This window comes from Parenemella sanctibonifatiensis (assembly GCF_002250565.1).
GTDB classification, from domain to species: domain Bacteria; phylum Actinomycetota; class Actinomycetes; order Propionibacteriales; family Propionibacteriaceae; genus Parenemella; species Parenemella sanctibonifatiensis.
Window position 1 is genome coordinate 51,177 of the sequence record NZ_NMVJ01000010.1, and the last position, 24,880, is coordinate 76,056.

The window sequence follows — 24,880 nt, forward strand, 5'->3', positions numbered from 1 at the left end:
GGGGCAGCTCAGCGCCGGCTTGCGAGCGTCGCTCCCCATCGGGTTACTGGTCGAAGGTTTGTTTGAACGGTTCACCGTCGATTTCGTACCTGACAGTGAAGCCTGTTGGTCTACTGCCACTACCGTAGTGGACCTCGGTGAACACCTCGACGTTCTTGCCCGAGTTCAGGGCATCGGCCCCTTTTGCTCCATGTTCTTCCAGGCGCCCTGGTTGAGGTCACGGGCCTGGGCGACGATGTTGTCCAACCCGCTGTCGATCGCGACGTGGTCGTAGGGCAGCGACTGCTCGGCGAGGTCCTCCCGCTCGCCGAGCAGGACCAGCGGAGATCGGGGCTGGACTTTGTTGATCTGGAAGCTGTGCACCGAGATCGGGGACATGATGACGCCGTCGGCGAAGTGCATGTCATAGCCGCGCGCGGCCGCCAGTTCCCGCTCCGGGTCGCCGCCGGTCTCGTCGATCAACACCGTCAACCCACGGCCGCGGGCGTTGTGGATCAGTTCCTGGGCCAGCGCAGCGAAGTAGGGCGAGGTGATGTCGGGCAGCGCCAGCGCGGCGATCGAAGTGCGGCCCTGCCGCAGCTGCCTGCCGGCCAAGCTGGTGCGATATCCCAGCTCAGCGATGGCGGCCTGCACCGCGGCGCGATTCTCGGCCCGGACGTGGGGGCGATCGTGGAGGAGATCAGGCGCGGCGGGGTCGGCGACAACCCGCTGACGGCCGAGGACGAGTACGCGCTGACCGGCGCACTGCACCTGGTCGAGCGATTCTTCCTCGACCCGCACTACGGCCGAGCCACCCCCCAGGCTCCGCTGCTGCTGATGCTCAGCCTCAACGAGCCGCACTACCCGTACGCCACCCCGCGCGCGGATCTGGTCGACCACTACCTGGACCGCGTCGAGCCCTTCGACGAGGAGGCCTTCGACCACCCGTTCCTGGGCGGGCGGTTCCGGGCCCGGATCGGCCGGGAAGTCACCGAGGCCGAAGCGCGGCGGGCGACAGCGGCGTACTGCGCGATGATCGAGACGATGGATGCTCGAGTGGGGCGGCTGCTCGAGGCGCTGGAAAGCGCCGGTCAGGATCTGTCGGAGTGGGTGGTGATGTATACCTCCGACCACGGCGAAATGTTGGGCCAGCACGGGGTCTGGGAGAAGCAGAAGTTCTTCGAGGCCAGCGTCGGCGTACCGCTGCTGTTGGCCGCGCCGGGGCTGGCGGCCGGTGCCAGCGTCGAGGGCAATGTCAGCACCGTCGACACCTTCGCCACCCTCACCGAGCTGGCGGGGATCCCGTGCCCGGCAGGGCTGGACTCGCGCTCGCTGGTGCCGTTGGCGCGTGGCGAGGCTGCCACCCTGCCCGGGGACGAGGTGCTGAGCCAGTTCGACCTGACCAACCTGATGATCAAACGGGGCGCCCTGAAATATCAGTGGTACGCCCCTGCCGATGACAGGGAAACCGCGCCCGAGGTCACCTTCGATCTCGCGGTCGACCCGGGCGAGACCCGGGACGTGACGGCGGACCCGACCTACGCCGACCAGGTGGCGCAGCTGCGGGCCCGTCGTCAGGAGCTGGGCTTCGGGTGAGGCCCCTCAGCGGTCAAGGCTGGCGACCAGCTCGGCGATCTCGCTCGGCTGCCGTTCACCGTCGGCAATGATGACGCTGTAGCGATAGCTGAAGGTCTGCTTCGGGGCGAAGTCGACCTCATCGAAGAAGAACGGCGAGGGGCTGATCACCGCGAACGGCTGGGTCCGCACAAACCAGCTGCGGCCGCCGTGACGCGGCTCGGGGGTCTGGTCCACGAAGGCCACCGTGCTGGCGCCGCCGATCTCGTCGTGCTGGCCGACGTACGCCATCCAGGTCGCGTCGATGCCCATCAGGTCCTCGTCACCGGCGGAGTGACCATCGGCGTACACCTTGCCTCCGGTGAAGGAACGCGGGCCACGCCAGAAGAGGCCGCCGTAGCCGGCCATCTCGCGGCCATGGGTGGTGGGGCTGCCCATCGGGAAGGTCTGCTCGCTGATGTTGGTGAAGCGGGTGCCCCACTCCAGGACCCAAGCAGTGTCGTCAAGCAGCCGGATGGTGAAGTCGCGCTCCTCGCAGACGATTTCCGCGCCGGCCTGGGTGACCCAGCGCAGCTCCTCCCGGGCCCGGATCCGGTCGTCCTCATGATCGCGGCTGGTGAAGCCGGTGTGCACCATGGCGCCGTTGTTGTCGAGCTGCTGATAGCCCTGGTCTCGGACGTAGGTGACACCGCCCCAGAAGTTCTCCTCGCCGACATTGGGCAGCGAATAGGCGATGCCCTTGTGCCAGACGTGGTCATGGGGGCGATAGAGGCTGACCAGATTGCCGCCCAAGGTGCGGATCGGGTGGAAGTAGGGCCGCGGCGACTCCAGCTGCGGCTCCCAGGGGTGATAGACGTAGCGCACCAGCTGCACCTGGCTGCCGTCAGCGGCGGTGTGGTGGACCGCCAGATCCACGTCGAAGTTTTCGGTCAGGGACAGGCCGGGACGGACCGGCTCGGGTTGGGGCGTACGCATCAGTGGGGCTCCTTGACGTCGGGCCACGGGGTCTGGTGGCCATCCATGAGTGTGGCAAAGGGGGATTTGGGGGTGATGTCGCCGCGCTGCACCGGCCGCCCTTCGAAGGCGGAGGCATAGATCGCGGCGACCAGCTCCATCGTCAGCCGGGACTGGTCGCTGGTGACCGGGATCGGTACGCCGGCGTCCAGCGCGTCGGCGATGGCTCGGAACTGGCTGGCGTGACCTGACTTGGCGTCGGGGGCCGGCCGCCACAGCTCAGCCGCGTCCGGGTCGTCCATGGCCGGCGTGAAACGCCAGTCCTCGGGGGCATAGCCATAGACGTGTTCCACCTCGACGGTGGCGCGGGCGAAGTCGAAGCGCAGGTGGCTCGATTCTCGAGGCGCGGTGAGACTGTTGAGCACGGTGGCGACCGCGCCGTTGTCGAACTCCACGATCGCCGCCGACAGGTCCTCGGTGTTCGTGGGGCGCGCCTGCCGCTTCGCGACGGCGGTGACCTGCGACCAAGGCCCCAGGACCGCCAGCATCAGGTCCATCTGGTGGATGCCATGGCCCATCGTCGGCCCGCCGCCCTCGTTGGTCCACTTGCCGCGCCAGTCGGGGGAGAAGTACGCATCGTCGCGGAACCACAGCGTGTTGCAGACCGCGCTCATCGGTTGCCCCAGCGACCCGTCGTGGGCCAGTTGCGCCAGCAGGGCGCCCGCGCTGCCGAACCGGTGCTGGAAGACAGTCGCGAAACTGCCCCGGGAGGTTGCCTCCGCCGCCAGGATCAGGTCCATGTCGGCCAGCGTCATGGCCGGCGGCTTCTCGCACAGCACCGTGACACCGCGCTCGAGAGCCTCGACCGCGAGCGGACGGTGGGAGCCCGGTGGTGTGCACAGGTGGACGACCGCAACCTCTTCGCTGTCCAGCAGGCTGGCCAGGTCGGGGTGGTGGCTCGGAATGTCCCACTTCTCGCAGAAGTCGGCGCAGCGCTGCTGGTCGACGTCGACGGCGGCGACGATCTCGAAGCGGCCGGTTTCCGCCAGCCCTCGGGCGTGGGCGTGGGCGATGCCGCCAGTGCCGACGATGGCGACCGGATGGCGGCGTACGTGGGGCGGATCGGTTGGGCTGCTGGCTGCCGGGCTGGTGTCTGGATTGGACGTGTCCACCGGTTGCTCCTTTGGGTTGGGTGGATTCAGGTGGCTGTCGTGGTGGCTCGCTCGGGTACGGCTGGGGTCGTGGGCTGGGTCACGCGCGCTGCGTGCTGACCCGCAGGTGGAGACGGTGCGGGACCAGCCGGACCACGGCCGGTTCGTCAGCGCCGGCGATGCGGGCCTCCAGTCGGTCCAGGGCGGCATCCACCAGCGCCGCCAGGTCCGCGCCGACCGTGGTGAGACCCGGTTCGGCGTACGCCGCCTCCGGGATGTCGTCCCAGCCGGCCACCGCGACCTCGGCGCCGATCCGAATGCCCTGCTGCCGCAGGGTGCGCATCGCTCCGATCGCCAGCAGGTCGTTTCCGCAGATCAGCGCGTCGATGCCGGGATCGGTCCGGCCGGCGCGGTCCTGCTGGTGGCCGACGCTGGCCAGCAGTTCGGAGGCGGCCTCCTCGCCTGCCGGGCGGGTCCAGGCCTCCGCGGGCGCCGAGGCGACCAGTTCCAGGCCGGCCTCGGCCAGCGCGGAACGTACCCCCTGATGGCGTACATAACCGGTCCCGAACCGCTCCTCGGCGCCGATGAATCCGAACCGGCGGCAGCCTTGGTCGAGCAGGTGCCGGGTCAGTTCGACCGCGGAGGCCGGGTTGTCGATCGCGACGTGGTCATAGGGCAGCGACTGCTCGGCGAGGTCCTCCCGCTCGCCGAGCAGGACCAGCGGAGATCGGGGCTGGACTTCGTTGATCTGGAAGCTGTGCACCGAGATCGGGGACATGATGACGCCGTCGGCGAAGTGCATGTCATAGCCGCCCGCGGCCGCCAGTTCCCGCTCCGGGTCGCCGCCGGTCTCGTCGATCAACACCGTCAACCCACGGCCGCGGGCGTTGTGGATCAGTTCCTGGGCCAGCGCAGCGAAGTAGGGCGAGGTGATGTCGGGCAGCGCCAGCGCGGCGATCGAGGTGCGGCCCTGCCGCAGCTGCCTGCCGGCCAAGCTGGTGCGATATCCCAGCTCAGCGATGGCGGCCTGCACCGCGGCGCGATTCTCGGCCCGGACGTGGGGGCGATCGTGCAGGACGTTGGAGACGGTCTTCCACGACACGCCGGCCCGCTTCGCGACGTCCTTGATGCTGGGGCGGCGCGGCGGTGGCGCCATCCCGGTCCCCGTCGTCTCGGTCATGGTTGGCATCCTAGCGCCGCCGTTACCACGTTGTATTCTGCCTTGAGCGGACCACCCCCCGCTGTTGTCAGCCCTCTCGACCAAGGACGCTCCGATGACGCACGACGCCGGATCCGACCAGCGCGCTGCAGACCAGCACGCCGCGGCCGCCAGTCCCGACCAGCCTCGCCCGGAATACCCGCGCCCGCAGCTGGTCCGGGAACGCTGGCTGAACCTCAATGGCCGCTGGCAGTTCAGTTTCGACTCCGGTGACTCCGGCGAGGAACGCGGCCTGCGGACCGCTGAGCTGGACCGCGACATCCTGGTGCCGTTCTGCCCCGAGTCGACCGCCTCTGGGATCGGCGACGTCGACTTCCACGAGGCCGTTTGGTATCGCCGCGAGGTCAGCTTCCCGGCCGACTGGGACCAGCGGATCCTGCTCCACTTCGGCGCGGTCGACCACGACGCCACCGTCTGGGTCAACGACGTCGAAGTGGCCCGACACCGCGGTGGGTTCTCCTCGTTCAGCGCCGACATCACCGCGGCCCTGCGGCGTACGCCCGGGCAGGACACGGCCGCCACCATCGTGGTCCGAGCGCGGGACTCCCGGCACCAGCCGCAGGCCCGCGGCAAGCAGGCCACCTGGTATGCGAACAGTTCCTGCAACTACACGCGTACCACCGGCATCTGGCAGACCGTCTGGGCCGAGCCGGTCAGCGAACACCATCTGGGGCGGCCACACATCATCCCCGAGCTCGGGGACCCCGCCTTCACCGTGCAGGTGCCGGTCTCGGCGAACGCCGCCGGTCTGGTGGTACGTGCCCGGTTGCGTGACCAAGCAGGCGTCATCAGCCAGGCCGAAGCGCTGGCGGACGCGGACCGTACGCCGACGCTGCGGCTCCCGATCCCGGCCGATCGGGTACGCCTGTGGCGCCCCGGCCACGGCGAGCTCTACGACATCGACCTCACCCTCATCGACGACGGCGAGGTGGTCGACGAGGTCGCCAGCTATGCCGGGCTGCGGTCGGTGACCCTGGTGGGGGACCGCTTCCTCATCAACGGTGAACCAGTCTTCCAGCGGCTGGTGCTGGACCAGGGTTACTGGCCCGACAGCCTGATGACGGCGCCGTCGGACGAGGCGATGGTGCACGACATCGAGCTGGCGCTGGAGGCCGGATTCAACGGTGCCCGACTGCACCAGAAGGTCTTCGAGGAACGCTTCCTGCATCACGCCGACCGGATGGGCTATCTGGTGTGGGGCGAGTTCGGCGACTGGGGCGTGTCAGGTCGCGGCCCGCGCGGCGACAACCAGGAGCCGACCGCCTCGTTCATCACCCAATGGCTGGAGGTGCTGGAGCGGGACCGTTCTCACCCCGCCATCGTCGGCTGGTGCCCCCTCAACGAGACCCACCAGGTGATGCACGACCGGATCACCGTCCTCGACGACGTCACCCAGGGCATGTATCTGGCGACCAAACTGGCCGACACCACTCGGCCGGTGCTGGACGCCTCAGGCTACTCCCACCGGGTCCGCGACACCGAGATCTGGGACAACCACAGCTACGAACAGGACCCGGCGGCGTTCGCTGAGCAGCAGAGCGGACTGGCCGAGGGCAAGCCGTACGAGAACCGGGCCCACGACGGGGCCGCGTACGGCTATCCCTACCAGGGGCAGCCGATGTTCTGCAGCGAGTACGGCGGCATCTGGTGGAATCCGGAAGCTGCCGCGGCGGCGCGCGGCAACGATTCCGCGCACTCCTGGGGTTATGGCCAGCGGGTCTCCGACGAGGAGGAGTTCCACGCCCGGTTTGCCGGCCTGACCCAGGTGCTGTCGGGCAATCCGCAGATGTTCGGCTACTGCTACACCCAGCTCACCGATGTCTTCCAGGAGGAGAACGGGATCTATCGCTTCGACCGGTCCCGCAAGCTTGACGTGGCGCGGGTGCGGCAGGCGCAGTCGGACGTGGCGGCGTACGAGAAGCGCACCGAGTGACCCGCGAACCGGGCGGTTCCCCGTCGCCGCCCACTACCCTGAGCGGGTGACTGATCAGGGCCTGCTGAGGCGGTGGGGCGCGGAACTGTCCGCGGCCTGGCGGCTGACGCCGGTGAAGCGCGGCTTCTTCGGCGCCGTCCTGATCGTGCTCGGCTCCCTCACTCCGGCCTTCCTGCCGCAGGCCAGTCCGTGGTGGACGGTCCTCAACGTGCTGCACCTGGCCAGTACGCCTGGCACCATCCTCGGTACCGTCGCGGCGCTGGCCGGGATCGGGCTGCTGATCGACGGCTGGTTCGGGCTGCGGCCGGCCCGTGGTCAGGACGTCAACCCGGTCGCGGTCCTCATCATCTGGAGCCTTCCCTTCCTGTTGGCGCCGCCGATCTTCAGCCATGACGCCTACTCGTACGCCGCCCAGGGCTGGCTGGTGCGCAACGGCCTCAACCCCTACGACGTGGGCCCCGGTACGCTGCCGGGCACCTTCGCCGACCAGGTGCCGACGGTGTGGCGCTACACGCCGGCCCCGTACGGCCCGCTGAGCCTGCAGATCGCCCATCTGATGGTGATCCTGACCTTCAACCAGCCCTATCTGGCCGGCATGATGATGCGGATCCCGGCTCTCATCGGCGTCGCACTGATCGTCGTCTTCCTGCCGAAGATCGGGCGCCGGATCCACGCCGACCAACGCCTCATCGGCTGGGCGGCGATCCTCAACCCGGTCCTCATCACCGACTTCGTCGGCGGCGCCCACAACGACTCACTGCAAGTGGGACTGGTGGTCTTCGCGCTGTGGCTGGCGATGGACAAACGACTGGTGTGGGCTGCGATCGTGGTCGGGGTCGCCACCGCGGTGAAACAGCCGGCGCTGCTGGCGGCCTTCCCGATCGGGATCCTGTGTTCGACCTGGCGGGGCTGGCGTCCCAGGGCGTTCCTGCCGGTGCTGGGTCGCTGCGCCCTGGTGACTCTGATCGCAGTCGCCACTTTCGTGGTGATCTCGTTGGCCTGTGGGCTCGGCTTCGGCTGGATCAACGCCGCCGGCGTACCGGGGTCGGTCACCACCGTCTCCCCGGCAACCGTGGTCGGCACCGTCATCCAGTGGGTGTTGAACCTCCTCAATCTCGATCCGACCGGGTCGGTGGCGGTGCGCTGGTCGCGGACAATCGGGATGGCGATCGCGGCCCTGATCGTGATCTGGCTGGCCTTCCGCGTCGCCCCCAAACGGCCGATCACCTTCCTGGCCTGGGCCTACATCGTCATCGCGCTCGGCGTACCGGCGCTGCACGGCTGGTACATGCTGTGGGGCGGGGTGCTGCTGCCGTTGACCAAGCTGTCCACCCGGATGGTGCGGGTGATCGGGTGGGCCAGCGTCGCGCTGCTGGCGTACAACGCGATCTCACTCGCCGGCCGCAACGGCTGGTGGGCGCTCGGGGTGGCCGCCGCGGCGGTGTTGGTGTGGCAGGTGACCCACCACGAACGGCTCGTGAAGAATGTCGCCAACCCCGATGAGACCGCCACCAGACGCGACTCGCCCGTCCCGTCGGGTGACGACGCGGGCGAGCCGGATCGGTCAGCAGAAGCTCAGTAGAAGCGAATCATTGGAGCGCTCAGTAAAAGCGAATCATTGGAGCGCTCAGTAGAAGCGACACATTGGAGCGCTCAGTAAAGGCGACACATTGGAGCGCTCAGTAAAAGCGACGCTGGTCGTTGAGGAAGGCGATCTCGGCCCGGATCGTCAGCGGGCCACGGTTGCCGTCGATGGTGCCGGTGTAGAAGCCGCGCTGCTTCAGCGTGGTCTGCAGCGCCTTGACCGTCATCGCGCCGAACACGCCGTCGATGACGCCGGTGTAGAAGCCCTTGGCCTTCAGCCAGCTCTGGATGTTCTTGGTGAGCGAGCTGTTGGTGTAGCCGATGTCGGCCATCAGCTTCACCCAGGCAGCGTGGGAGGCGGCGGTGTGGCTGTCGGTGACCGGCAGTGCCACATCGGGCCAGGTGCCGCCGCCCCCGCCGGTGACCGGCGGCGTCTTTCCGGGGATGATGCCCTTGTTGGCCAGCCAGGTGTGCGGGTTCTGGAAGGACGGGTTGCTCGGCGATCCCGTGAAGATGCCGAAGTGCAGGTGGATGCCCTGGGCGTTGCCGGTCGCGCCCATGGTGCCGATGCGCTGGCCGACCGCGACGCTGGCGCCGTTGCTGACGGCGTACGCAGCCAAATGGCCGTAGTAGGAGAAGTAGCTGCCGTGATCGATGACGATGCCGTAGCCGGTGTGGAGCGGGATCGCGCCGGTCTGGCGGCGGACCACGGTGCCGGCGGCCGCGGCGTACACCGGGCGTCCGGTCTGGCCCGGCGTCGGCGGGGCGTAGTCGGAGCCGGCGTGGAAGTTTTCCTTCGTGCCGTTGCCGTCGAGGTCGCGCCATCCGTAGCCGGAGGTGTAGCGCGAACCGACCTCGACCGGTGAGCTGTAGCTGGCGGCCTGCGCGGTGCTGGCGAAGACGGCGCCGCCGGTGACGGCCAGACCGGTGACGGAGGCGAGTTGAAGGAGTCGACGGCGGCTCAGGGAATCGGACATGGGTGTCTCCTCGGTTGCGATGGGGGCGGGGAACCGATGATGTGCACATTAGAAGGTTGGCGGGCCAGCTCTGTCGGCGGGGTCGGCTAGCGTGGCGGCGTGCTGCGCATCTCAACAGTGAACGTGAACGGAATCCGGGCCGCCGAGCGCCGTGGCCTCGGGTCGTGGCTGGCCGAACGGGCCCCCGATGTGGTGGCGCTGCAGGAGGTCCGGTGTCCGGTGGAGCAACTCCCCACCGACCTGCTGGCGGGCTGGGAGTGGGCCTACGACGCGGGCACCCTGGCCGGACGCAACGGGGTGGCCGTGATGAGCCGTACGCCGTTCGCCGAGGTCCGGGTCGGCTTCGGCAACAAGCAGTTCGCGCATGAGGGCCGCTACATCGAGGTGGACCTCGGCGAGGCGCCGATCACCGTGGGCAGCCTGTATCTGCCAAAGGGCGACGTACCCGATGGCGGGCCTGCCGCGGAGAAGAAGTATCGCCGCAAGATGCGTTTCATGGCCTCCTTCGCGCGCTATCTGACCAAGGCTCGGCTGGCCGCGGCCGCCCGCGGGCGGGAGTTTGTGGTGATGGGTGACTTCAATGTCGCCCACACCGAACGGGACCTGAAGAACTGGCGTACCAACCGCAAGTCCGAAGGCTTCCTGCCCGAGGAGCGCGCATGGTTCGGCTCTTTGCTGGGGCCGCGGACTCTGCACGATGTCGTACGCCGGCTGCACCCCGACCAGGACGGCCCGTATTCGTGGTGGTCCTGGCGCGGTCAGGCCTTTGCCAATGACGCGGGCTGGCGGATCGACTACCACCTGGCCAGCCGCGGTCTGGCGGAAGCCTCCGTGTCCGGTGGCACCGACCGGGATGCCGACTATGAGTCACGGATCAGCGACCACGCGCCGGTGACGGTGGACTACGACGTCTGAGCGGTGGCCCGGTCTGAGTCGGCGTACGACCTCAGGGCTTGAGGAAGCGGACCAGCAGGTCGTTGAGGCCGTCCGGGTTGTCACTGTTGAGCAGCTGGCCGCCGGCCAGTAGTTCCATCGTCGCACCCGGAATGGTGGTGGCGAGCCTCGTGGCGGCGTCGCTCCGATTGCGGTCGCCGGCGCTGGCGATCACCAGGGTGTCAGCCTGGATCTCACCCAGTCGGTCGCCGACCCGATCGGCCGCCATCGACTTCAGGACGGCCTGGGCGGCGTCCTTGTTGATGCCCTGGGCAGCGAGTCGGCGCCGGGACATCATCTTCAGCGCCGCGGCCTGGACCTTGAGTTGCATCGAGGACGGCTCGGGATGGGTGTTGACCAGGACCAGCCGATCGACCAGATCGGGCTGCTCAAGGGCGATCCGCAACGCGATGGTGCCACCCAGCGACAGTCCGACCACGTGCATGCTGCGGACCCCGTGGCTGATCGGCAGCATCATCAGATCACTGGCGGCGCGGGCCATGTCGAAGTCGTCCTTGGCGCCGGGGCGCAGCCCGCGGATCCACGGTGCGGCCAGTTGGAAGTCATCGGCCAGCGCCTCGACCTGGGACTGCCACGAGGTCGGCATCTGCCCCTCGCCGTGGATCAGCACCACCAGTGGCTTCGGTGGTTGGCGACGCTCGTCGCCACCGTTCGGGTCGGCGTTGCTTGGGTCGACACTGTTCGGGTCGACACTGCGCGTGTCGAAGGGGTCAGCGCTCATGCTGGCCAGTCTGGCACGCCGGGTGGGCCGGCGTACGCGTGCAGAATCGACGTGCATATCGAGGTTGGCGCACTCAGGATGCAGATCGGGGCGGATCGCCGTCGTTTCTGCACGCTCGGACCGTACGCCCGTCTGGCCCGCCTGGCGTACGCGCCGAGCCAGCACCTCATGACAACAGGACCTCATGAAACACGAGGGCCCCCGTCCTCAGGACGGGGGCTGGGTCGTGTGGCAGGTGTTGGATTCGAACCAACGTAGGCGAAGCCGACGGTTTTACAGACCGCTCCCTTTGGCCGCTCGGGCAACCTGCCGTGGTTCCGCCCGAGAGTGGAACCGAGGAGTTACTTTAGCAACCTCGGCGCCGGGAGCACCAATCAGCGACGGAGGTGATCAGGCGTCGGAGCTGTCGCCGGCGATGTCGGGCCAGCCGACCGGATCGCCGGAGGTGGTGTTGGCGATGTCGGGCCAGCCAACGCCCTCGCCTGCGGTGGTGTCGCGGCTGTCGGGCCAGCCGACGTTGCCTCCGATCACAGCACCGAAACCGAGAGTCAGCAGAGCAGCTGCTGCGGCAAGACGCTTGGCAATACGCATGGGAAGTCCTATCTCCGGGAACCGTTGCGCCCATTGTCAGGGTCCGGGACGACAAACTGCTAGCCATGACGGCAAAGCAATTCTGGCCAGTTGAAGCCATGGCCGCGACCGGACGTTTTCGTTGGTGGGATGATTGACCCCTTTAGGTCAGCACCTCCTAGACTCTGGGCAACAGGAGGTGCGATGTCGCTCTTTGCGAGCTTGGGCGTGGATCCGACGGCTGAGGCCGTCTATCTGCAGATGGTGAACTCCGGCGTGGCCTCCGCAGCGTCGCTGGCAGCGGCACTGGGGCAGCCCGAAAGCGAGGTGAGCGCCGCACTGGCGACGCTGGCCGACTTGGGCCTGACGGCCCCTGACCCCAGCGAGCACGGCTTCCGGATCGTGCCCCCGCACACCGCGGTCGAGATCCTCATCGGACGGCAGGAGGAGGAGCTGGAGCGGCGGCGCGCTGAGCTGGTGTTGTCCCGCGAGGCCGCGACGCCGTTGTTGGACGACTACGTCCGGGCCCGGGTGCAGCAGCACAGCGACCTGGTCGAACTCATCGATGACCCCACCGTGGTCCGGGCCCGGCTCCGACAGCTGGTGCACCAGGCCTCCGAAGCCTTGTGGACGACCCATCAGGGGCCGGCGTTGAGTGAGGCCGCCACCGCGGACTCGCTGGCGCTGGACCGGGAGCTGGCCGCGCGGGGTGTGGTCTCGCGCAACATCTTCCCGCGGGAGTCGCTCGGCCCGCGCCACTGGAATGACTACCTCGAGAAGACGGCTGAGTTGGGGCACCGGGTGCGCATCATGTCCTCGGTGCCGGTGTTGACCGTCATCGTCGACAGCAAGGTCGGTCTGGTGCCCCATCAGGGCCGTGACGGCACCGGTGCTCACGTGTTGCACGGTGAGGCGTTGGTGAAGCCGCTGGTGATCCTGTTCGAGCAGTTGTGGCTCTCGGCGGTGCCGTTCGGCAGCGCCGATGTCGCCCAGCCCGGCGACACCCCTGAGAACCGGCTCCGGCTGGTGGCTGTGCTGATGGCTGGCGGCATGAAGGATGAGGCCATTGCTCGACGGATGGACATCTCCACCCGGACCGTACGCCGGCTGGTGTCGGCTCTGCTGGAACAGCTCGGCGCCGAGAGCCGCTTCCAGGCCGGTGTCATGGCCGCCCGGCTGGGATGGTTGACGCCCGGCGAGGAGTGAGCCGCGATTCGCAGCCTGATGGGCGGCAAGGCGCGGTTTTCGTACGCCAACGGGTCCATTCCGCTGTTCAGCGGTCGTCTGCTGCCGAGGCGTTGGCTCGGATGGTGCACGATCAACTGGCCTGGTGTGGTGACTGGTGTTCAGCATCCCGGACGGCGTTGGGACGGATCTCCGCTGATCCGTCCCTGCCGCCTCAGGGGGGGTGGGTGTCATGTTGACAACTGAAACGCTAGTGCCTTGAGTCGTCCAGCGCATCGTTTTCTAGCGGCCAACACCAGCCGTGGCCGAAGTGGGACATCGGACGTGGAAAAGCGTTCTGGCGACCGCAGGTGGCCATGCGTTGTCGCGGTGGCCCGGTGATCCCAGTGACCCTGCATTGCTGCTGGTCAGCATGCTGAACGCCGGCCGCCGTTACCTGGGCACGCCCGTAGCCGGATACGCCGAACGCCGGGCCCGATGGGGACCCGGCGCTCAGCGTTCAGGTGGTCGGTCAGCGGCGACGCAGCAGCGCCACCGTCGCACCGACGGCCAGCAGGCCGGCGGTGATGATGCCGAGACCCTGACCGCCGGTGTCCGGCAGACCCGGGCCAGCCGTCGGTGAGGCAGACGGCGTGCCACCGGTCGGAGCCGGAGTGGTCGGGGCACCCGTGGTCGGTCCGGCCGTGTCCTCGTCAGTCGGCGCCGGGCTGGTCGGTGCCGGGGTGGTCGGTGCCGGAGTGGTCACATCGGCCTCGCAGGGCAGGCTGCCGACCCGCAGCTGGTCCTCGCTGATGCCGTCCTCGAACCAGTAGACCGGCCGCGACTCGTCGACACACATCTCCTGGCTGCCGATCGCGAAGCCCTCGAAGTTGGCCACCGGTAGGCCCTCGGGGGAGAGGATGAAGGTGACGTTCGCGCCGGCCTCGCCGTTCTCGCCAGCCTGGGGCAGGAACTCGATCTGGCTGCCGGTGTTCTGGCAGCCGTCATCACACATCGCCCACAGCCGGTTGGTCACCGAGTCCCAGTCCAGCGCCATCACACCACCCAGGCCGGGCGTCAGCTGCGTCACCAAGGTGAAGGAACCGTCCTCGCGCAGAGCGTACGCATAGATCGTGCCGTTGTCCTCGACCGCCACGAAGAACAGGCCGTCGCCGTGGCCGGGATGGGCCGCGGGGTCGTAGGCCGCGCCGGTGGAGTTGTCCCACAGGACACCCTCGAGCACGCTGTCGGGGATCCACTCGATCGCCTCGATGCCGGTGTTGGCGGTGACGGCAGGCAAGGACTCAGTCAGGTCCCATTCCTGCACGGCGACCAGGTCGTCGTCGGTGCCGGTCGGATCAACCTTGAGGATCGTGTTCTTGTTGATGCTGTCGTTGGAGTTGTCGCGCTCGGAGCCGACGTAGACAAAGCCGTCGCCGGCCATGGTGACGCCCTCGGCGTCGGGACCCTCGGCGGCCGGGCTGTCAGCATCGGCGATGAAGCGCACTCGCTTGCCGTCCTCCCAGCCCTCCGCGAAGGCCATCTCACCCTCAGGAGTGACGGTGACCTTCCACAGAGTGCCGGTGCCGTTGTCGATCGCCCACAGGATGCCGGTGGAGCCGTCCCACTGGAAGTCCAGACCGGAGGAGTCCTCCAGGAAGACCAGCTCAGCTGGGTCGGCCTCGGGGCCGCCGGGCCACGGCTCACCCTCGGGGATCGGGGTCTCGCAGACGTTCGGTTCGCCCAGCGTCAGCTCGCCGGTGACGATGAAGTCGCCACTGCCGTCGGGGCAGCGGCCCCAGCTGGGGTTGCCGTGCGCCTTGTAGGTGTGACCATCCACCAGCGCCTCGCCGCCGGGCAGGTAGAGCCGGACGGAGTCGCCGTTGCCGAGACCGAAGGTGAAGTCGCGCTCCTCCTCCAGGACCAAGAAGCCGCCAGCGGTGATGGTGGTGCCCCGGGGCAGCGTGTCGGTACGCCCCTCGTTGTCGTCCTTGATGACGTAGCCGCTCAGGTCGACGTCCTCGTTGCCGCGGTTGAGGAGTTCGATGGCGTCCGGGCCGCCGCCGGTGGATTTGATCTCGTTGATGACCACGGTCGGGCCGCACAGATTCGCGGCACCCTTGCTGGATTCGCGGGTGTCCATGAAGGGGCCGGTGCCGTCGGGGCAGCGGCCGATCGAGGTGGCCGAGTGCTGCTGCCACTGGTGCTCGTCGACGGGCTCGTCGGTCGGGTCGAAGCCGGGGGCCATCAGGCGTACGTGGTCGGCGCCGCCCAGACCGAAGACCGGGTCGACGTCGAAGGCCATGAAAGCGCCGGGCTCCAACACGGTGCCGGCCTCGATGGTGAAGATGTGGTCCGGATCGTTGGGGTCGTCGGTGAGGACGTAGCCGCTCAGGTCAATCGGCGCGGAGCCCGAGTTGGTCAGCTCGACCCAGTCGCCGGGGTCGCCAGCCTGGGATTCGATCTCGTTGATCACGACGCCGCCCTCGGCGGTCGGGCAGTCGTTGGCGGCGCCGAGGGTGAGCGCGGCCGTCCGGACGAAGTCGCCGGTGCCGTCGGGGCAGCGGCCCCAGCTGGGCTGGCCGTGGCTGGGGAAGCTGTGTCCGTCGACCAGGGTCTGGCCGTCGGGAAGGAAGAGCCGGGCGGCGTCGCCGTTGCCGAGGCCGAAGCTGAAGCCGTTGTCCTCCTCCAGAACGAGGTAGCCGCCGGCGGTGATGATGCTTCCCTCGGGCAGAGCGTCGGTGCGGCCGTCGTTGTCGTCCTTGACGATGTAGCCGCTCAGGTCGACATCGGCCTCACCGGCGTTGAACAGCTCGATGGCGTCGGGTCCGTCGCCAGTGGTCTTGATCTCGTTGATGACGACGGCGGGCACGGTCTGGGCCACGGCTGGGATGGCCGTGAGCGGGACTGCCAGGGCCAGAGCCGCCGCGGCAACCGCGGCCAGACTACGGCGTACGAACATGGGTGTTCCTTCCGGAAGGGGACGGGCTCATTCAATCGGCGTCGCTACGCCGTCGAGCGCGACTGGAATGAACGATCAGCGAACTTCGCAGGAAATCTCGGCTGCCGTCAGAGCTGAGCGAGGCGACCGCTCAGATGGCGGTGTTCCACGGCGTTCCGGCATCGGCTCAGAGCTTCTTCGTACGCGTGCCGGGCCGCCTCGACCTCGCCGCAGCGAGTGTGCAGTTCGGCCCGGACTGCCCACGGGCGATGTCCCGGCACCGGCCCGAGCTGGTCCAGTGAGGCCAACCCGGCCTGCGGGCCCTGCGCCTCGGCAACCGCGACGGCCCGGGCCAGTCCAGCCGCAGGGGAGGGGTCGAGGACCAGCAGGTGGTCGTAATGGTCAACGATCCGGTCCCACCGGGTCGCCTCGGCCGTCGCAGCGGTGGCGTGTTCTGCGGCGATGCTGGCCTGCAGCAGGTGGATGACCGTACGCGTGGTCAGCGGTTGGGTCGGATCCAGCCCGTCCAACAGCGCCACCGCCTCGGTGATCTCTTCGTGGTGCCACCGGCGGCGATCCTGGTCGGCCAACAGCACCAAGTCGCCGTCGTCGTCGAGGCGGGCGTGACGTCGGGAGTGCTGCAACAGCATCAGCGCCAGCAGCGTCCGCAGCGCCGGATCCGGTCTGAGCTGGTACGCCTGCCGGGCCAGCCGGATCGCCTCACCCGCCAGCTCGATGCTGATCAGGTCTTCGCTGTGAGCCGGTGCATAGCCGGCGGTGAAGGCAAGGTGGATGGTCTGACTCAGTGAGTCCATGCGATCGGGCAGCGCCCCCGCCGTGGGCAGCGCCAGCGGGATGCCGGTCGTCACGATCCGCTGCTTCGCCCGGGTGATCCGGGCCGCCATCGTGGCTTCCTTCACCAGAAACAGGTGCGCAATGTTGGCGGTCGAGACGCCCAGCACCAGCCGCAACGCCAATGCCGCGGCAGATTCGGTGTTGATGGCCGGGTGGGTGCACATCAGGATGAGCCGCAACACGTCGTCCTCGATCGCGTCGAGATCCTGTCGTGCTGGGTCGCCACGCGGTTCCTGTCGGGTGACGTCGACGGCCAGCAGGGCGTACTTGCGGCGCGCCATCGCCTCGGCGCGCACCCGGTCGACGATGCGGCGTTCGGCGACAGTCCGGATCCAGCCCGTCGGGTTGGCCGGCACCGTCTGATGGTGCGGGTCGTCTGGGCGCGGCTGCCACTGCCGGGCCGCGGCCTCGAAGGCGTCGGACAGGGCGTCCTCGACCAAGTCGAGGCGGCGGTGCCGCGCGAGGAGCTGGGCCACCAAGCGGCCCCACTCCTCGCGCGCCACCGTCGTCAGCGCGGCATCGGCGTCCACGTCAGCTCAGGTCGTCGATCGGGTTGATCTGCATGTCGTAGGGCGGCAGCAGTTTCACCAACTCCAGCACCACGTCCAGGTTGGGCGCTTCGAGCAGGTAGAACCCGCCCATCGCCTCGATGACCTCGGCGTACGGACCGTCGGTGACCAGCTGTTGGCCGCCGCGGTGGCGTACGGTCGTGGCCGCGTCGTGGGTCTGCAGGGCTTCCCCGGCCAGGATCTCGACTCCCTCGCGGGCCGCGCAGGCCTCGTCGAAGGCGCCGAACCTGGCGATCGCCGCGGCCTGCTGCTCCTCGGTCTGACGTCCCCAGGCCGGCTCGTCGCCGTCGGCGACGAGCAACACCAGATATTTCATGACAGTGTCCCTCAGCTCGGCCGCTGGTCGGCGGTGACGTTGGGGCGTACCTCGATGCCTTCGCCGACCGACGCGATGATCTGGCAGCACTCCAGCAGCCCGTCCAGGTCATCGGTCTCGATCTGGTAGAAACCGCCGACCTGCTCGACGGACTCGGCGTAAGGGCCCTCGGTGACCGGGCCGCCACCGGCCGGGATCGATCGGGCCTCGCTGGTCTGGGTCAGCTCGCCGCCGGACAGGATCTTGTGTCCGCCCTTGGCCAGAGCCTCACTGAACTCGCCGTACTTCGCGTAGCCGCCCTTGCGTTCGGCCAGACTCATCGACGTCCACCAGCGGTCGCTGTCGCCAACGATCAGAACGGTGTACTCAGCCATGGTGCACTTCCCTTCGCTTGTGGGCCGCGGGGTGCGACCTCACCAGCATGTCGAACGGGAATGACACATTTCGACAGGCCCCCAAAAAAACACGAAAGCCGCCCCAGCTGCTGCTGGGACGGCGGTCGGTGCTGGAGCGGGCAGGGGCCCGCTGCGGTCAGCGGGTCTCGCGGTGCGCGGTGTGCGAGTTGCAGCGCGGGCAGTACTTCTTCATCTCCAGACGATCCGGGTTGTTGCGCCGGTTCTTCTTGGTGATGTAGTTGCGCTCCTTGCACTCCGTGCAGGCGAGCGTGATCTTGGGGCGTACGTCAGACGACTTTGCCATGGTGGTCTCCTCGGTGCTTCAGGTGTGGCGGTTCGTGGTAGCGAGGGCGGGATTCGAACCCGCGACCTCACGATTATGAGTCGTGCGCTCTCACCAACTGAGCTACCCCGCCACGAAGCGTGTAACGCGGGCGAGCCGCCAGGGATTCCCGAACCACACGCCTTGACACACGCAGAGCCCCCATGCGGAATCGAACCGCAGACCTTCTCCTTACCATGGAGACGCTCTACCTACTGAGCTATAGGGGCCAGCCGAGGGACTACTTTACACACTTCTGGGCGTGCGATCCAATCGCGCGAACGTCCAGGTCACGGCGGCCCCTGCAGGCAGCGAAAACGTCGGCGTACACAGGGATTGCTGGCCCCGGGATCCGCGCAGCCGATGCTGCCAGCCCGGCTCAATCGCAGCAGTCAGGCCCGTCACCGTCAGGTGCCAGTCGTCGCCGCCACAGCAGGGTGCGGTGGGCGTGCCACAGCACCCTCGCTCCTCGGAGCCGAAATGCAGTCCGACCGGCTCGTGCAGTCCGACCTGCTCGCCAAAACTCCACGCCGCGCCGGGATGGCCGTGCCAGGTCCATGACAGTTCGGCCGCGGCGTCACACCGGTCGGTGACCTCGACCTGTCCCGAGGCAGACAGCGTGATCTCGCGAGTCACCCGGCCTGGTGTGCTCGAGTACGCCGGGGTCAGATCGATCGTGATCCGGCCGTCGGTGACCGTGACCTCGCCCGGTACGCCGGCGGCGTGCTGACCGTTGACGACCGGAGCGTTGTGGGCGCGGACACCGGTGGTGAACTCGCGTTCGCTGGTGGCCAGATATTGCTGGTAGCCCGGGTCGTCGACCAGCCAGCGGCCCCGGGAACCCACGACGATCGAGCCGGCGTCGCCGACGATGTGGCTGAACCCGTCTCTCGGGGTGGACACCGCGACGGTGACGTCGTCGGCGCCGCGGCCGGTGCTGAGCACGGCGGTCGAGGCGAGCTGCCGGTGCCCGTGGGGGAGTGCCTGCGATTCGGCCGGGCGGACGTCGGCCCCGACCAGATCCAGCAGCGTCCGAGTCGTGAGTGCCCGCGCCGGCAACGTGCCCAGCGCCTCCGCGGCCCCGGCCGGAGTCGGCAGGCCGTGCCGGACGGCGTGGCTGACGGCCTCGAAGTGGTGCGGCATCTGCACCGGTTCGCAGTCACCCAGCGGCGCCACCAGGGCCGGATTGCCGGGGACGCCGAGCCACAGGCTGGACTCCTGCAGCGACGTCCACACCGGATCCAGCTCCAGCTTCGCGTGGGCATTCAGGTGCCCGGAGGACGCCGTCGGAAACAGGAACGAGGCGACGTAGCCGTCGTAGGCGACCGTCTCGGACAGGCCGGTGCGATGTCGAGCGGCGCGGGCCCGGACCAGCGCTGCGGCGTACGCCTCGAGCTCGTCGGTGTCGGGATGGTCGGCCGCGCGGGCGGCCAGCAGGGTGCCCAGCGTGCCGATGATGGGGATGTTGGCGATCACCCGCTTGGCGGTGGTCAGGTCCCAGTCAGTCGGGTCCTGCTGCAGGGCCTGCTCCGATGCCGCGCGGTGATCTCGCACCAACGCCAGGCCCTGCTCCACCAGCCGGTGCTGGGCCGCCGTCAACGCCTGCGGGTCGGCATGGCTGGTCAGCTGGGGGTCGGCGAGCATCCGCCCCAGGTGCCCCAGCGCCAGGTCGGGTCGCGACAACTGGTGGAAGCGGGGCCAGCCCAGCATCGCGCCGAGATCCTCCCGCAGCGTGGCCCGGGCCCGGTCGTCGGAGTCGGCCACCGCACTGAGGGCGTACAGCCGGTCCTCCCAGGTCCAGCAGAACCAGATCGACCACGGATAGCCGGTGAAATCGAGCGCCACGCCGGCCTCGGTCGGTAGCGCGGTGACCGGGCGCGGCCACGCGAGCCGGCGCCGGATCCGGTAATAGTCCACGCTGATGGCGTACGCCTCGACGGCCGCTTCGGCGCGACGGGCCAGTTCGGTCAGCCACGGCGAGTCCGCGTGGGTGCTGATGGTCGTCATCGTTCCTCCTGGGCGACGGTGCCATTCCTTCTGCGGGCGGCGGTGCCCTTCCTGCTGGGCCGTGGTGCCGCGGAAGCTCGTCGTCACCTTGCCACAGTCAACCGGCATCGTTGGACAGATCTTGCGCAGATCCCCCGTAGGATCGGCCCCATGATTGAGTTTCCTGCGATGTCCAGGCCGGCGATGAGCGCCCTCGAACACGCTGGATACACCTATCTGGACGAACTCGATGGCGTGCCGATGGCATCGATCCTGGAGCTGCACGGCATGGGGCCGCGCGGCATCGGGGCGCTGCGGCATGCGATGGAGGAGCATGGCTGGTCCTTCACCGACGATGACCTGTCCGTCGGTGCGCCGCCGGCCGAACCCCTGGTGACCCCGGGCCGGCAACCGGACCGCAATGACAACCAGACCGGGCCCACCGACGTGGTGCCCGCCGAGTGGATCGCCTCGCTGCCCACGGCCCGGCAGCGCGACGACGGTGCCCAACTGCTGCAGATCTTCGGCAAGGCGACCGGCGTGGAACCGGTGATGTGGGGCCCCTCCATCGTCGGCTATGGCGCGCTGCACTATCGGTACGCGTCCGGTCGCGAGGGTGACACTGCCAAGGTCGGTTTCAGCCCGCGGTCCTCGGCGATCTCGCTCTACGGGCTGCAGGTGCCGGGCGCCCAGGACCACCTGGTCCAGCTGGGCCGGCACCGGCTGGGAGCCGGCTGCGTGTACGTCCCGACTCTGGCGCAGGCCAATCTCGACGTACTCGCGGAGGTCGTCGCGCTGGCCTGGCGGGCCTGACCAGGGTCCCGCCACGCGGCGCCACTCCTCGGAAGCGCCGGGAGTCGGGGCCCTAGCATGTCCCCATGGATCTTTCGCAGGCAGAGGGGCGGACCTATCCGCCCGTGTCCCCGGTCGCGGTGACCGCCGAAGCCGTCGCGGCCTTCAGCGAGGCATTGGGCATGCCCGCCAGCGACGTGGCGCCGCCCACTTTCGGCGCCAAGCTTGCGTCGCCGGCCTGGCAGCAGCTGTTCACCGACCCGGAGCTGGGGCTGGACCTCAACCACACCATTCACGGCGAGCAACGCTTCAGCGTGGCGCGGCCGCTGCGGGTCGGCGACGAGGTCGTCGCCCAGGCCACCATCGCCCGGGTCAAGGCCCGCGGTCCGATGGCCTTCATCACCTTGGTGGTCGACTTCACCGTCGCGGGTGAACCGGTCGGCAGTTCCACCTCCACCCTGATCCATCGGAAGGCAGCATGAGCGAGCAGATCACGCCCACCATCGAGGTTGGCACCGAGGTGCCGCTGCTGGAATTCACCCTGACCCGCACGGATCTGGTGCGGTACGCCGCTGCTTCCGGTGACTTCAACGCCATCCACCACTCCGACCATGCCGCCCGCCAGGTCGAGCTGCCCGGTGTGGTCGCCCACGGCATGCTGACGCTCGGTTCCTCACTGCGTGCGGTCACCGACTGGCTCGGCGTCGACCGGATCGCCTCGATCGGGGTCCGGTTCTCCAAGCCCGTGGTCGTCCCCGATGACGGCGTCGGCGCCCACCTGACGGTGACCGGCAGCGTCACCGAGGTGGCCGATGACCAGGCCACCATCGCGCTGGAGACCCGGTGCGGGGACGAGAAGGTCCTCACCGCCTTCACAGTCGGGGTACGCCGGTGACCGAAGCTGATCCGACCTGCGTCGTCTCCGGCGCCGATCTCACCTCGCACCAGCACCCGCTGGGCGGCGACCGGGGCGGTGAGCTGTCGGCGTACACGACTCTGCGTGTCGGCGGCGAGGCCACCGAGATCGTGGTGGCCGACACCGAGGAGCGGCTGCGCGAATCGGTTCGCGAGTCCGACCGCGCCGGGCAGCCGGTGCTGTTGGTTGGCGGCGGTTCCAACATGCTGGTCGGCGACGATGGCTTCGACGGCCGGGTAGTGCTGATCCGGACTCGCGGGCTCACGTTCCAGACCTCCGACTGCGCTGGTGCGATGGCAACGGTGGCCGCCGGCGAAGTGTGGGACGACCTGGTCGCAGCCTCGCTGGCCCAGCAGTGGGTGGGCCTGGCGCCGCTGTCGGGGATCCCCGGGCTGGTCGGCGCGACTCCGATCCAGAACGTCGGTGCCTACGGTGCCGAGGTCGCGGAAACCATCACCAGGGTGCGCTGCTGGGACCGGCAGACCGATGGCCAGCGCACCTTCACCGCCGACGAGTGTGGCTTCAGCTACCGCGACTCGCGCTTCAAGCAGGAGCCGGACCGTTACCTGATCCTCGAGGTGCAGTTCCAGTTCCGGATCGGGGAGATGTCGGCGCCGATCAAGTATGCCGAACTGGCCCGTCGGCTCGGGGTCGAGGTCGGCGAGCGCGCCGACGCGGCCCGAGTGCGGGAGGAAGTGCTGGCGCTGCGCGCCGGCAAGGGAATGGTCCTGGATCAGGCCGATCACGACACCTGGAGCGCAGGATCCTTCTTCACCAACCCGATCTTGACCGCCGAGGCAGCCGCGAAGCTGCCCGCGGGCGCGCCGCGGTTTCCGCAACCGGACGGCACCGTGAAGTCGTCGGCGGCCTGGCTGATCCAGCACGCCGGGTTCGCGCCCGGTTTCGGCACCGGGCCAGCAACCTTGTCGACCAAACACACGCTGGCGCTGACCAACCGGGGCGAGGCCGCCGCGGCCGATGTCGTCGCTCTGGCGCGGACGGTCCGCGCCGGCGTGGAGGATGCCTTCGGGGTACGCCTGGTGCCCGAGCCCAACCTCGTCAACTGTGAACTCTGAGCCACCATTGGAACTCTGAGCCACCAGCGCAGCAGCAGAAGGAGCAATTCAATGAAGATCGGCGTCCCGACAGAGGTGAAGGAGGGCGAGGGCCGGGTGGCCATCACCGCCGCCGGCGTGCACGCCCTGGTGGGCCGTGGCCACGAGGTCATCATCGAGGCCGGAGCAGGCGTGGACTCCTCGATCACCGATGAGGACTACGCCGCCCAGGGCGCCACGATCGGGTCAGCGCAGGACGCTTGGGATGCCGATCTGGTCGTCAAGGTGAAGGAGCCGGTCGCCGAGGAATACCAGTATCTGCGCGAGGACCTGACGCTGTTCTGCTATCTCCACCTGGCCGCGGAGCCGGAGCTCACCCATGCCCTGCTGGAGTCCAGGGCGACTGCAGTGGCGTACGAAACCGTGCAGCCCGACGGCGGTGGGCTGCCGCTGCTGCAGCCGATGAGTGAGGTTGCCGGTCGGCTCGCGACCCAGGTGGGGGCGTACACGCTGATGCGGCCGCAGGGCGGCCGGGGCGTGCTGATGGGTGGCATCGGCGGTGTCGAACCGGCTCGCGTCGTGGTGCTCGGCGGTGGTGTGTCCGGCCGTAACGCCGCCGACGTGGCGGTCGGTCTGGGCGCGGAGGTGACGGTGCTTGACACCGATTTGGACAAGCTGCGGGAGCTGCTGCGGCGTTACGGCAGCCAGATCCGCACCCTTGCCTCCACCCCCTTGCAGGTGGAGCAGGCCGTCACGGCCGCGGACCTCGTCATCGGCGCGGTGCTGACCCCTGGTGGCAAGGCGCCGACCTTGGTCAGTCACGAGCTGGTGGCCACGATGCGGCCCGGGTCGGTCGTGGTGGACATCGCCGTTGACCAAGGTGGCTGTTTCGAGGACAGCCGACCCACCACCCATGCCGACCCGACCTTCATGGTCGAGGGCACGGTGTTCTACTGCGTCGGCAACATGCCCGGAGCGGTGCCGACGACCTCGACCGGCGCGCTCGCCAATGCCACCCTGCCGCCGCTGCTGGCGCTTGCTGATCATGGTTGGCGGGAGGCGATGGAGCAGGATTCTGGGTTGGCCCGCGGTCTCAATGTCCACGCCGGCGCCGTCACCAACGAGGCAGTCGCGAAGGCCCACGGCCTCACCGCGAAGCCGATCTTCTGAATGTGATCTCCGGAGCGAAGGGACAGCTGAGTACGTCATGGCCAGCGTCGACCTGAATGCCGACCTGGGGGAGGAGTGCGGCTCCGATGCCGAGCTGCTCCGGGTGGTGACCAGTGCCAACGTCGCCTGCGGCCAACACGCCGGCTCGGACCAGGTGATGGCCACCACCGTCGCGGCGGCACGATCGGCAGGCGTCACCATCGGTGCCCACCCCTCCTATTCGGATCGGGAAGGCTTCGGGCGTACGCCGCAGGAACCCGCCAGCGCGGAGCTGACCGCGCTGGTCGCCGACCAGATCCGCACCTTGCAGCGGCATGCCGAGGCGCTCGAGACCCGGGTGGCGTACGTGAAACCCCACGGTGGGCTGTACAACGTGATCGCCCACGACCAACGCCAAGCCGAGGCCGTGGTCGCCGCGGTGGTCGAGGTGTCGGCCGACCTGGCCCTGCTGTGTCAGCCCGGCACCGTGGCGGCGCGGGTGGCCGAAGCGGCCGGGCTGCGCGTGGTGGGGGAGGTGTTCGCCGATCGGGCCTACACGAGCGAGGGCACGCTGGTGCCGCGCAGCGTCCCCGGCGCAGTGATCGATGATCCCGAGATCGTCGTGACGCGGGTACGCCGCTGGCTGGAGACGGGGCGGATCGCCACCATCGACGGGGGCGCGGTGCCGGTGGCGGCCCGGTCGGTGTGTGTCCACGGCGACACTCCGGGGGCACTGGCGCTGGCGCAGTCGGTGGCGGACGGGCTGCGACGGGCCGGGGTCGAGCTTCGCGCATTCGCGTGAG

Annotated in this window: 24 protein-coding genes and 3 tRNA genes; 11 read left to right on the forward strand and 16 right to left on the reverse strand. The window is 68.8% G+C overall.

The window, feature by feature from the left end; translation table 11 throughout:
• Nucleotides 1-165 precede the first annotated feature (165 nt).
• Nucleotides 166-633: a LacI family DNA-binding transcriptional regulator gene (locus CGZ91_RS12000; protein ID WP_094455496.1), complete on the reverse strand. Its 468-nt coding sequence runs from the start codon at nucleotides 631-633 to the stop codon at nucleotides 166-168.
• A gap of 36 nt (nucleotides 634-669) precedes the next feature.
• Here CGZ91_RS12000 and CGZ91_RS12005 point away from each other — a divergent pair, with 36 nt between their 5' ends.
• Nucleotides 670-1,575, forward strand: a complete 906-nt coding sequence (locus CGZ91_RS12005; protein WP_144276898.1) for a sulfatase-like hydrolase/transferase — start codon at nucleotides 670-672, stop codon at nucleotides 1,573-1,575.
• Between the two features lie 6 nt (nucleotides 1,576-1,581).
• Here CGZ91_RS12005 and CGZ91_RS12010 read toward each other — a convergent pair whose 3' ends face one another.
• The 3 genes from CGZ91_RS12010 to CGZ91_RS12020 form a co-directional block, all read right to left on the reverse strand.
• On the reverse strand, nucleotides 1,582-2,529 hold the full coding sequence (locus tag CGZ91_RS12010; protein ID WP_094455501.1) for a DUF6807 domain-containing protein: 948 nt from the start codon (nucleotides 2,527-2,529) through the stop codon (nucleotides 1,582-1,584).
• A complete protein-coding gene (locus CGZ91_RS12015) occupies nucleotides 2,529-3,680 on the reverse strand; it encodes a Gfo/Idh/MocA family protein (protein WP_229116601.1) in 1,152 nt (383 codons plus the stop codon). The genes CGZ91_RS12010 and CGZ91_RS12015 overlap by 1 nt, the downstream gene beginning before the upstream one ends.
• A gap of 79 nt (nucleotides 3,681-3,759) precedes the next feature.
• Nucleotides 3,760-4,839: a LacI family DNA-binding transcriptional regulator gene (locus CGZ91_RS12020; RefSeq protein ID WP_179229347.1), complete on the reverse strand. Its 1,080-nt coding sequence runs from the start codon at nucleotides 4,837-4,839 to the stop codon at nucleotides 3,760-3,762.
• Between the two features lie 94 nt (nucleotides 4,840-4,933).
• Between CGZ91_RS12020 and CGZ91_RS12025 the strand changes: the two genes are divergently transcribed.
• A complete protein-coding gene (locus tag CGZ91_RS12025; protein ID WP_094455507.1) occupies nucleotides 4,934-6,811 on the forward strand; it encodes a glycoside hydrolase family 2 protein in 1,878 nt (625 codons plus the stop codon).
• Between the two features lie 46 nt (nucleotides 6,812-6,857).
• Nucleotides 6,858-8,393, forward strand: coding sequence for a polyprenol phosphomannose-dependent alpha 1,6 mannosyltransferase MptB (gene mptB / locus CGZ91_RS12030; RefSeq protein ID WP_094455509.1), 1,536 nt, complete (start codon nucleotides 6,858-6,860; stop codon nucleotides 8,391-8,393).
• A gap of 97 nt (nucleotides 8,394-8,490) precedes the next feature.
• Here mptB and CGZ91_RS12035 read toward each other — a convergent pair whose 3' ends face one another.
• A complete protein-coding gene (locus tag CGZ91_RS12035; protein WP_094455511.1) occupies nucleotides 8,491-9,372 on the reverse strand; it encodes a peptidoglycan DD-metalloendopeptidase family protein in 882 nt (293 codons plus the stop codon).
• Between the two features lie 102 nt (nucleotides 9,373-9,474).
• Here CGZ91_RS12035 and CGZ91_RS12040 point away from each other — a divergent pair, with 102 nt between their 5' ends.
• Nucleotides 9,475-10,287, forward strand: coding sequence for an exodeoxyribonuclease III (locus CGZ91_RS12040; RefSeq protein ID WP_094450897.1), 813 nt, complete (start codon nucleotides 9,475-9,477; stop codon nucleotides 10,285-10,287).
• A gap of 31 nt (nucleotides 10,288-10,318) precedes the next feature.
• Here the strand turns inward: CGZ91_RS12040 and CGZ91_RS12045 are convergent, their stop codons facing one another.
• From CGZ91_RS12045 to CGZ91_RS12055, 3 genes are all read right to left on the reverse strand, one after another.
• Nucleotides 10,319-11,047 (reverse strand): alpha/beta fold hydrolase, encoded by a 729-nt coding sequence (locus CGZ91_RS12045; protein WP_179229348.1) that lies wholly within the window; start codon nucleotides 11,045-11,047, stop codon nucleotides 10,319-10,321.
• Between the two features lie 229 nt (nucleotides 11,048-11,276).
• A tRNA-Tyr gene (locus CGZ91_RS12050) sits at nucleotides 11,277-11,358 on the reverse strand.
• 79 nt (nucleotides 11,359-11,437) lie between these two features.
• Nucleotides 11,438-11,638, reverse strand: coding sequence for a hypothetical protein (locus CGZ91_RS12055; protein WP_094455515.1), 201 nt, complete (start codon nucleotides 11,636-11,638; stop codon nucleotides 11,438-11,440).
• A 183-nt stretch (nucleotides 11,639-11,821) separates the two neighbouring features.
• Between CGZ91_RS12055 and CGZ91_RS12060 the strand changes: the two genes are divergently transcribed.
• Nucleotides 11,822-12,823, forward strand: a complete 1,002-nt coding sequence (locus CGZ91_RS12060) for a helix-turn-helix transcriptional regulator (RefSeq protein ID WP_179229349.1) — start codon at nucleotides 11,822-11,824, stop codon at nucleotides 12,821-12,823.
• A 490-nt stretch (nucleotides 12,824-13,313) separates the two neighbouring features.
• Here the strand turns inward: CGZ91_RS12060 and CGZ91_RS12065 are convergent, their stop codons facing one another.
• From CGZ91_RS12065 to CGZ91_RS12100, 8 genes are all read right to left on the reverse strand, one after another.
• Nucleotides 13,314-15,743, reverse strand: a complete 2,430-nt coding sequence (locus tag CGZ91_RS12065) for a lamin tail domain-containing protein (protein WP_094455519.1) — start codon at nucleotides 15,741-15,743, stop codon at nucleotides 13,314-13,316.
• A gap of 107 nt (nucleotides 15,744-15,850) precedes the next feature.
• Entirely contained in the window at nucleotides 15,851-17,107 is a 1,257-nt protein-coding gene (locus tag CGZ91_RS12070; protein WP_094455521.1) for an RNA polymerase sigma factor, read from the reverse strand.
• Between the two features lies 1 nt (nucleotide 17,108).
• Nucleotides 17,109-17,462 carry a YciI family protein gene (locus CGZ91_RS12075; RefSeq protein ID WP_094455523.1) on the reverse strand — a complete coding sequence of 118 codons (354 nt, stop codon included), beginning with the start codon at nucleotides 17,460-17,462 and terminating at the stop codon, nucleotides 17,109-17,111.
• Nucleotides 17,463-17,473: 11 nt separating this feature from the next.
• Nucleotides 17,474-17,836 (reverse strand): YciI family protein, encoded by a 363-nt coding sequence (locus tag CGZ91_RS12080; protein ID WP_094455525.1) that lies wholly within the window; start codon nucleotides 17,834-17,836, stop codon nucleotides 17,474-17,476.
• 157 nt (nucleotides 17,837-17,993) lie between these two features.
• Nucleotides 17,994-18,161 (reverse strand): 50S ribosomal protein L33, encoded by a 168-nt coding sequence (rpmG, locus tag CGZ91_RS12085; RefSeq protein WP_094450747.1) that lies wholly within the window; start codon nucleotides 18,159-18,161, stop codon nucleotides 17,994-17,996.
• Nucleotides 18,162-18,196: 35 nt separating this feature from the next.
• Nucleotides 18,197-18,273 (reverse strand) — tRNA-Met (locus tag CGZ91_RS12090).
• 63 nt (nucleotides 18,274-18,336) lie between these two features.
• Nucleotides 18,337-18,409 (reverse strand) — tRNA-Thr (locus tag CGZ91_RS12095).
• A gap of 16 nt (nucleotides 18,410-18,425) precedes the next feature.
• Nucleotides 18,426-20,186 (reverse strand): heparinase II/III domain-containing protein, encoded by a 1,761-nt coding sequence (locus tag CGZ91_RS12100; protein WP_179229350.1) that lies wholly within the window; start codon nucleotides 20,184-20,186, stop codon nucleotides 18,426-18,428.
• Between the two features lie 150 nt (nucleotides 20,187-20,336).
• Between CGZ91_RS12100 and CGZ91_RS12105 the strand changes: the two genes are divergently transcribed.
• From CGZ91_RS12105 to CGZ91_RS12130, 6 genes are all read left to right on the forward strand, one after another.
• Nucleotides 20,337-20,978, forward strand: a complete 642-nt coding sequence (locus CGZ91_RS12105) for a helix-hairpin-helix domain-containing protein (protein ID WP_179229351.1) — start codon at nucleotides 20,337-20,339, stop codon at nucleotides 20,976-20,978.
• Between the two features lie 65 nt (nucleotides 20,979-21,043).
• Nucleotides 21,044-21,439 (forward strand): FAS1-like dehydratase domain-containing protein, encoded by a 396-nt coding sequence (locus CGZ91_RS12110; RefSeq protein ID WP_094455531.1) that lies wholly within the window; start codon nucleotides 21,044-21,046, stop codon nucleotides 21,437-21,439.
• Complete coding sequence (locus tag CGZ91_RS12115; RefSeq protein ID WP_094455533.1) at nucleotides 21,436-21,852, forward strand: MaoC/PaaZ C-terminal domain-containing protein; 417 nt, start codon at nucleotides 21,436-21,438, stop codon at nucleotides 21,850-21,852. The genes CGZ91_RS12110 and CGZ91_RS12115 overlap by 4 nt, the downstream gene beginning before the upstream one ends.
• Complete coding sequence (locus CGZ91_RS12120) at nucleotides 21,849-22,949, forward strand: UDP-N-acetylmuramate dehydrogenase (RefSeq protein ID WP_094455535.1); 1,101 nt, start codon at nucleotides 21,849-21,851, stop codon at nucleotides 22,947-22,949. The genes CGZ91_RS12115 and CGZ91_RS12120 overlap by 4 nt, the downstream gene beginning before the upstream one ends.
• Before the next feature lie 51 nt (nucleotides 22,950-23,000).
• Nucleotides 23,001-24,098 (forward strand): alanine dehydrogenase, encoded by a 1,098-nt coding sequence (ald, locus tag CGZ91_RS12125; protein ID WP_094455537.1) that lies wholly within the window; start codon nucleotides 23,001-23,003, stop codon nucleotides 24,096-24,098.
• Between the two features lie 37 nt (nucleotides 24,099-24,135).
• A complete protein-coding gene (locus tag CGZ91_RS12130) occupies nucleotides 24,136-24,879 on the forward strand; it encodes a LamB/YcsF family protein (RefSeq protein WP_094455539.1) in 744 nt (247 codons plus the stop codon).
• Nucleotide 24,880: the final 1 nt, after the last annotated feature.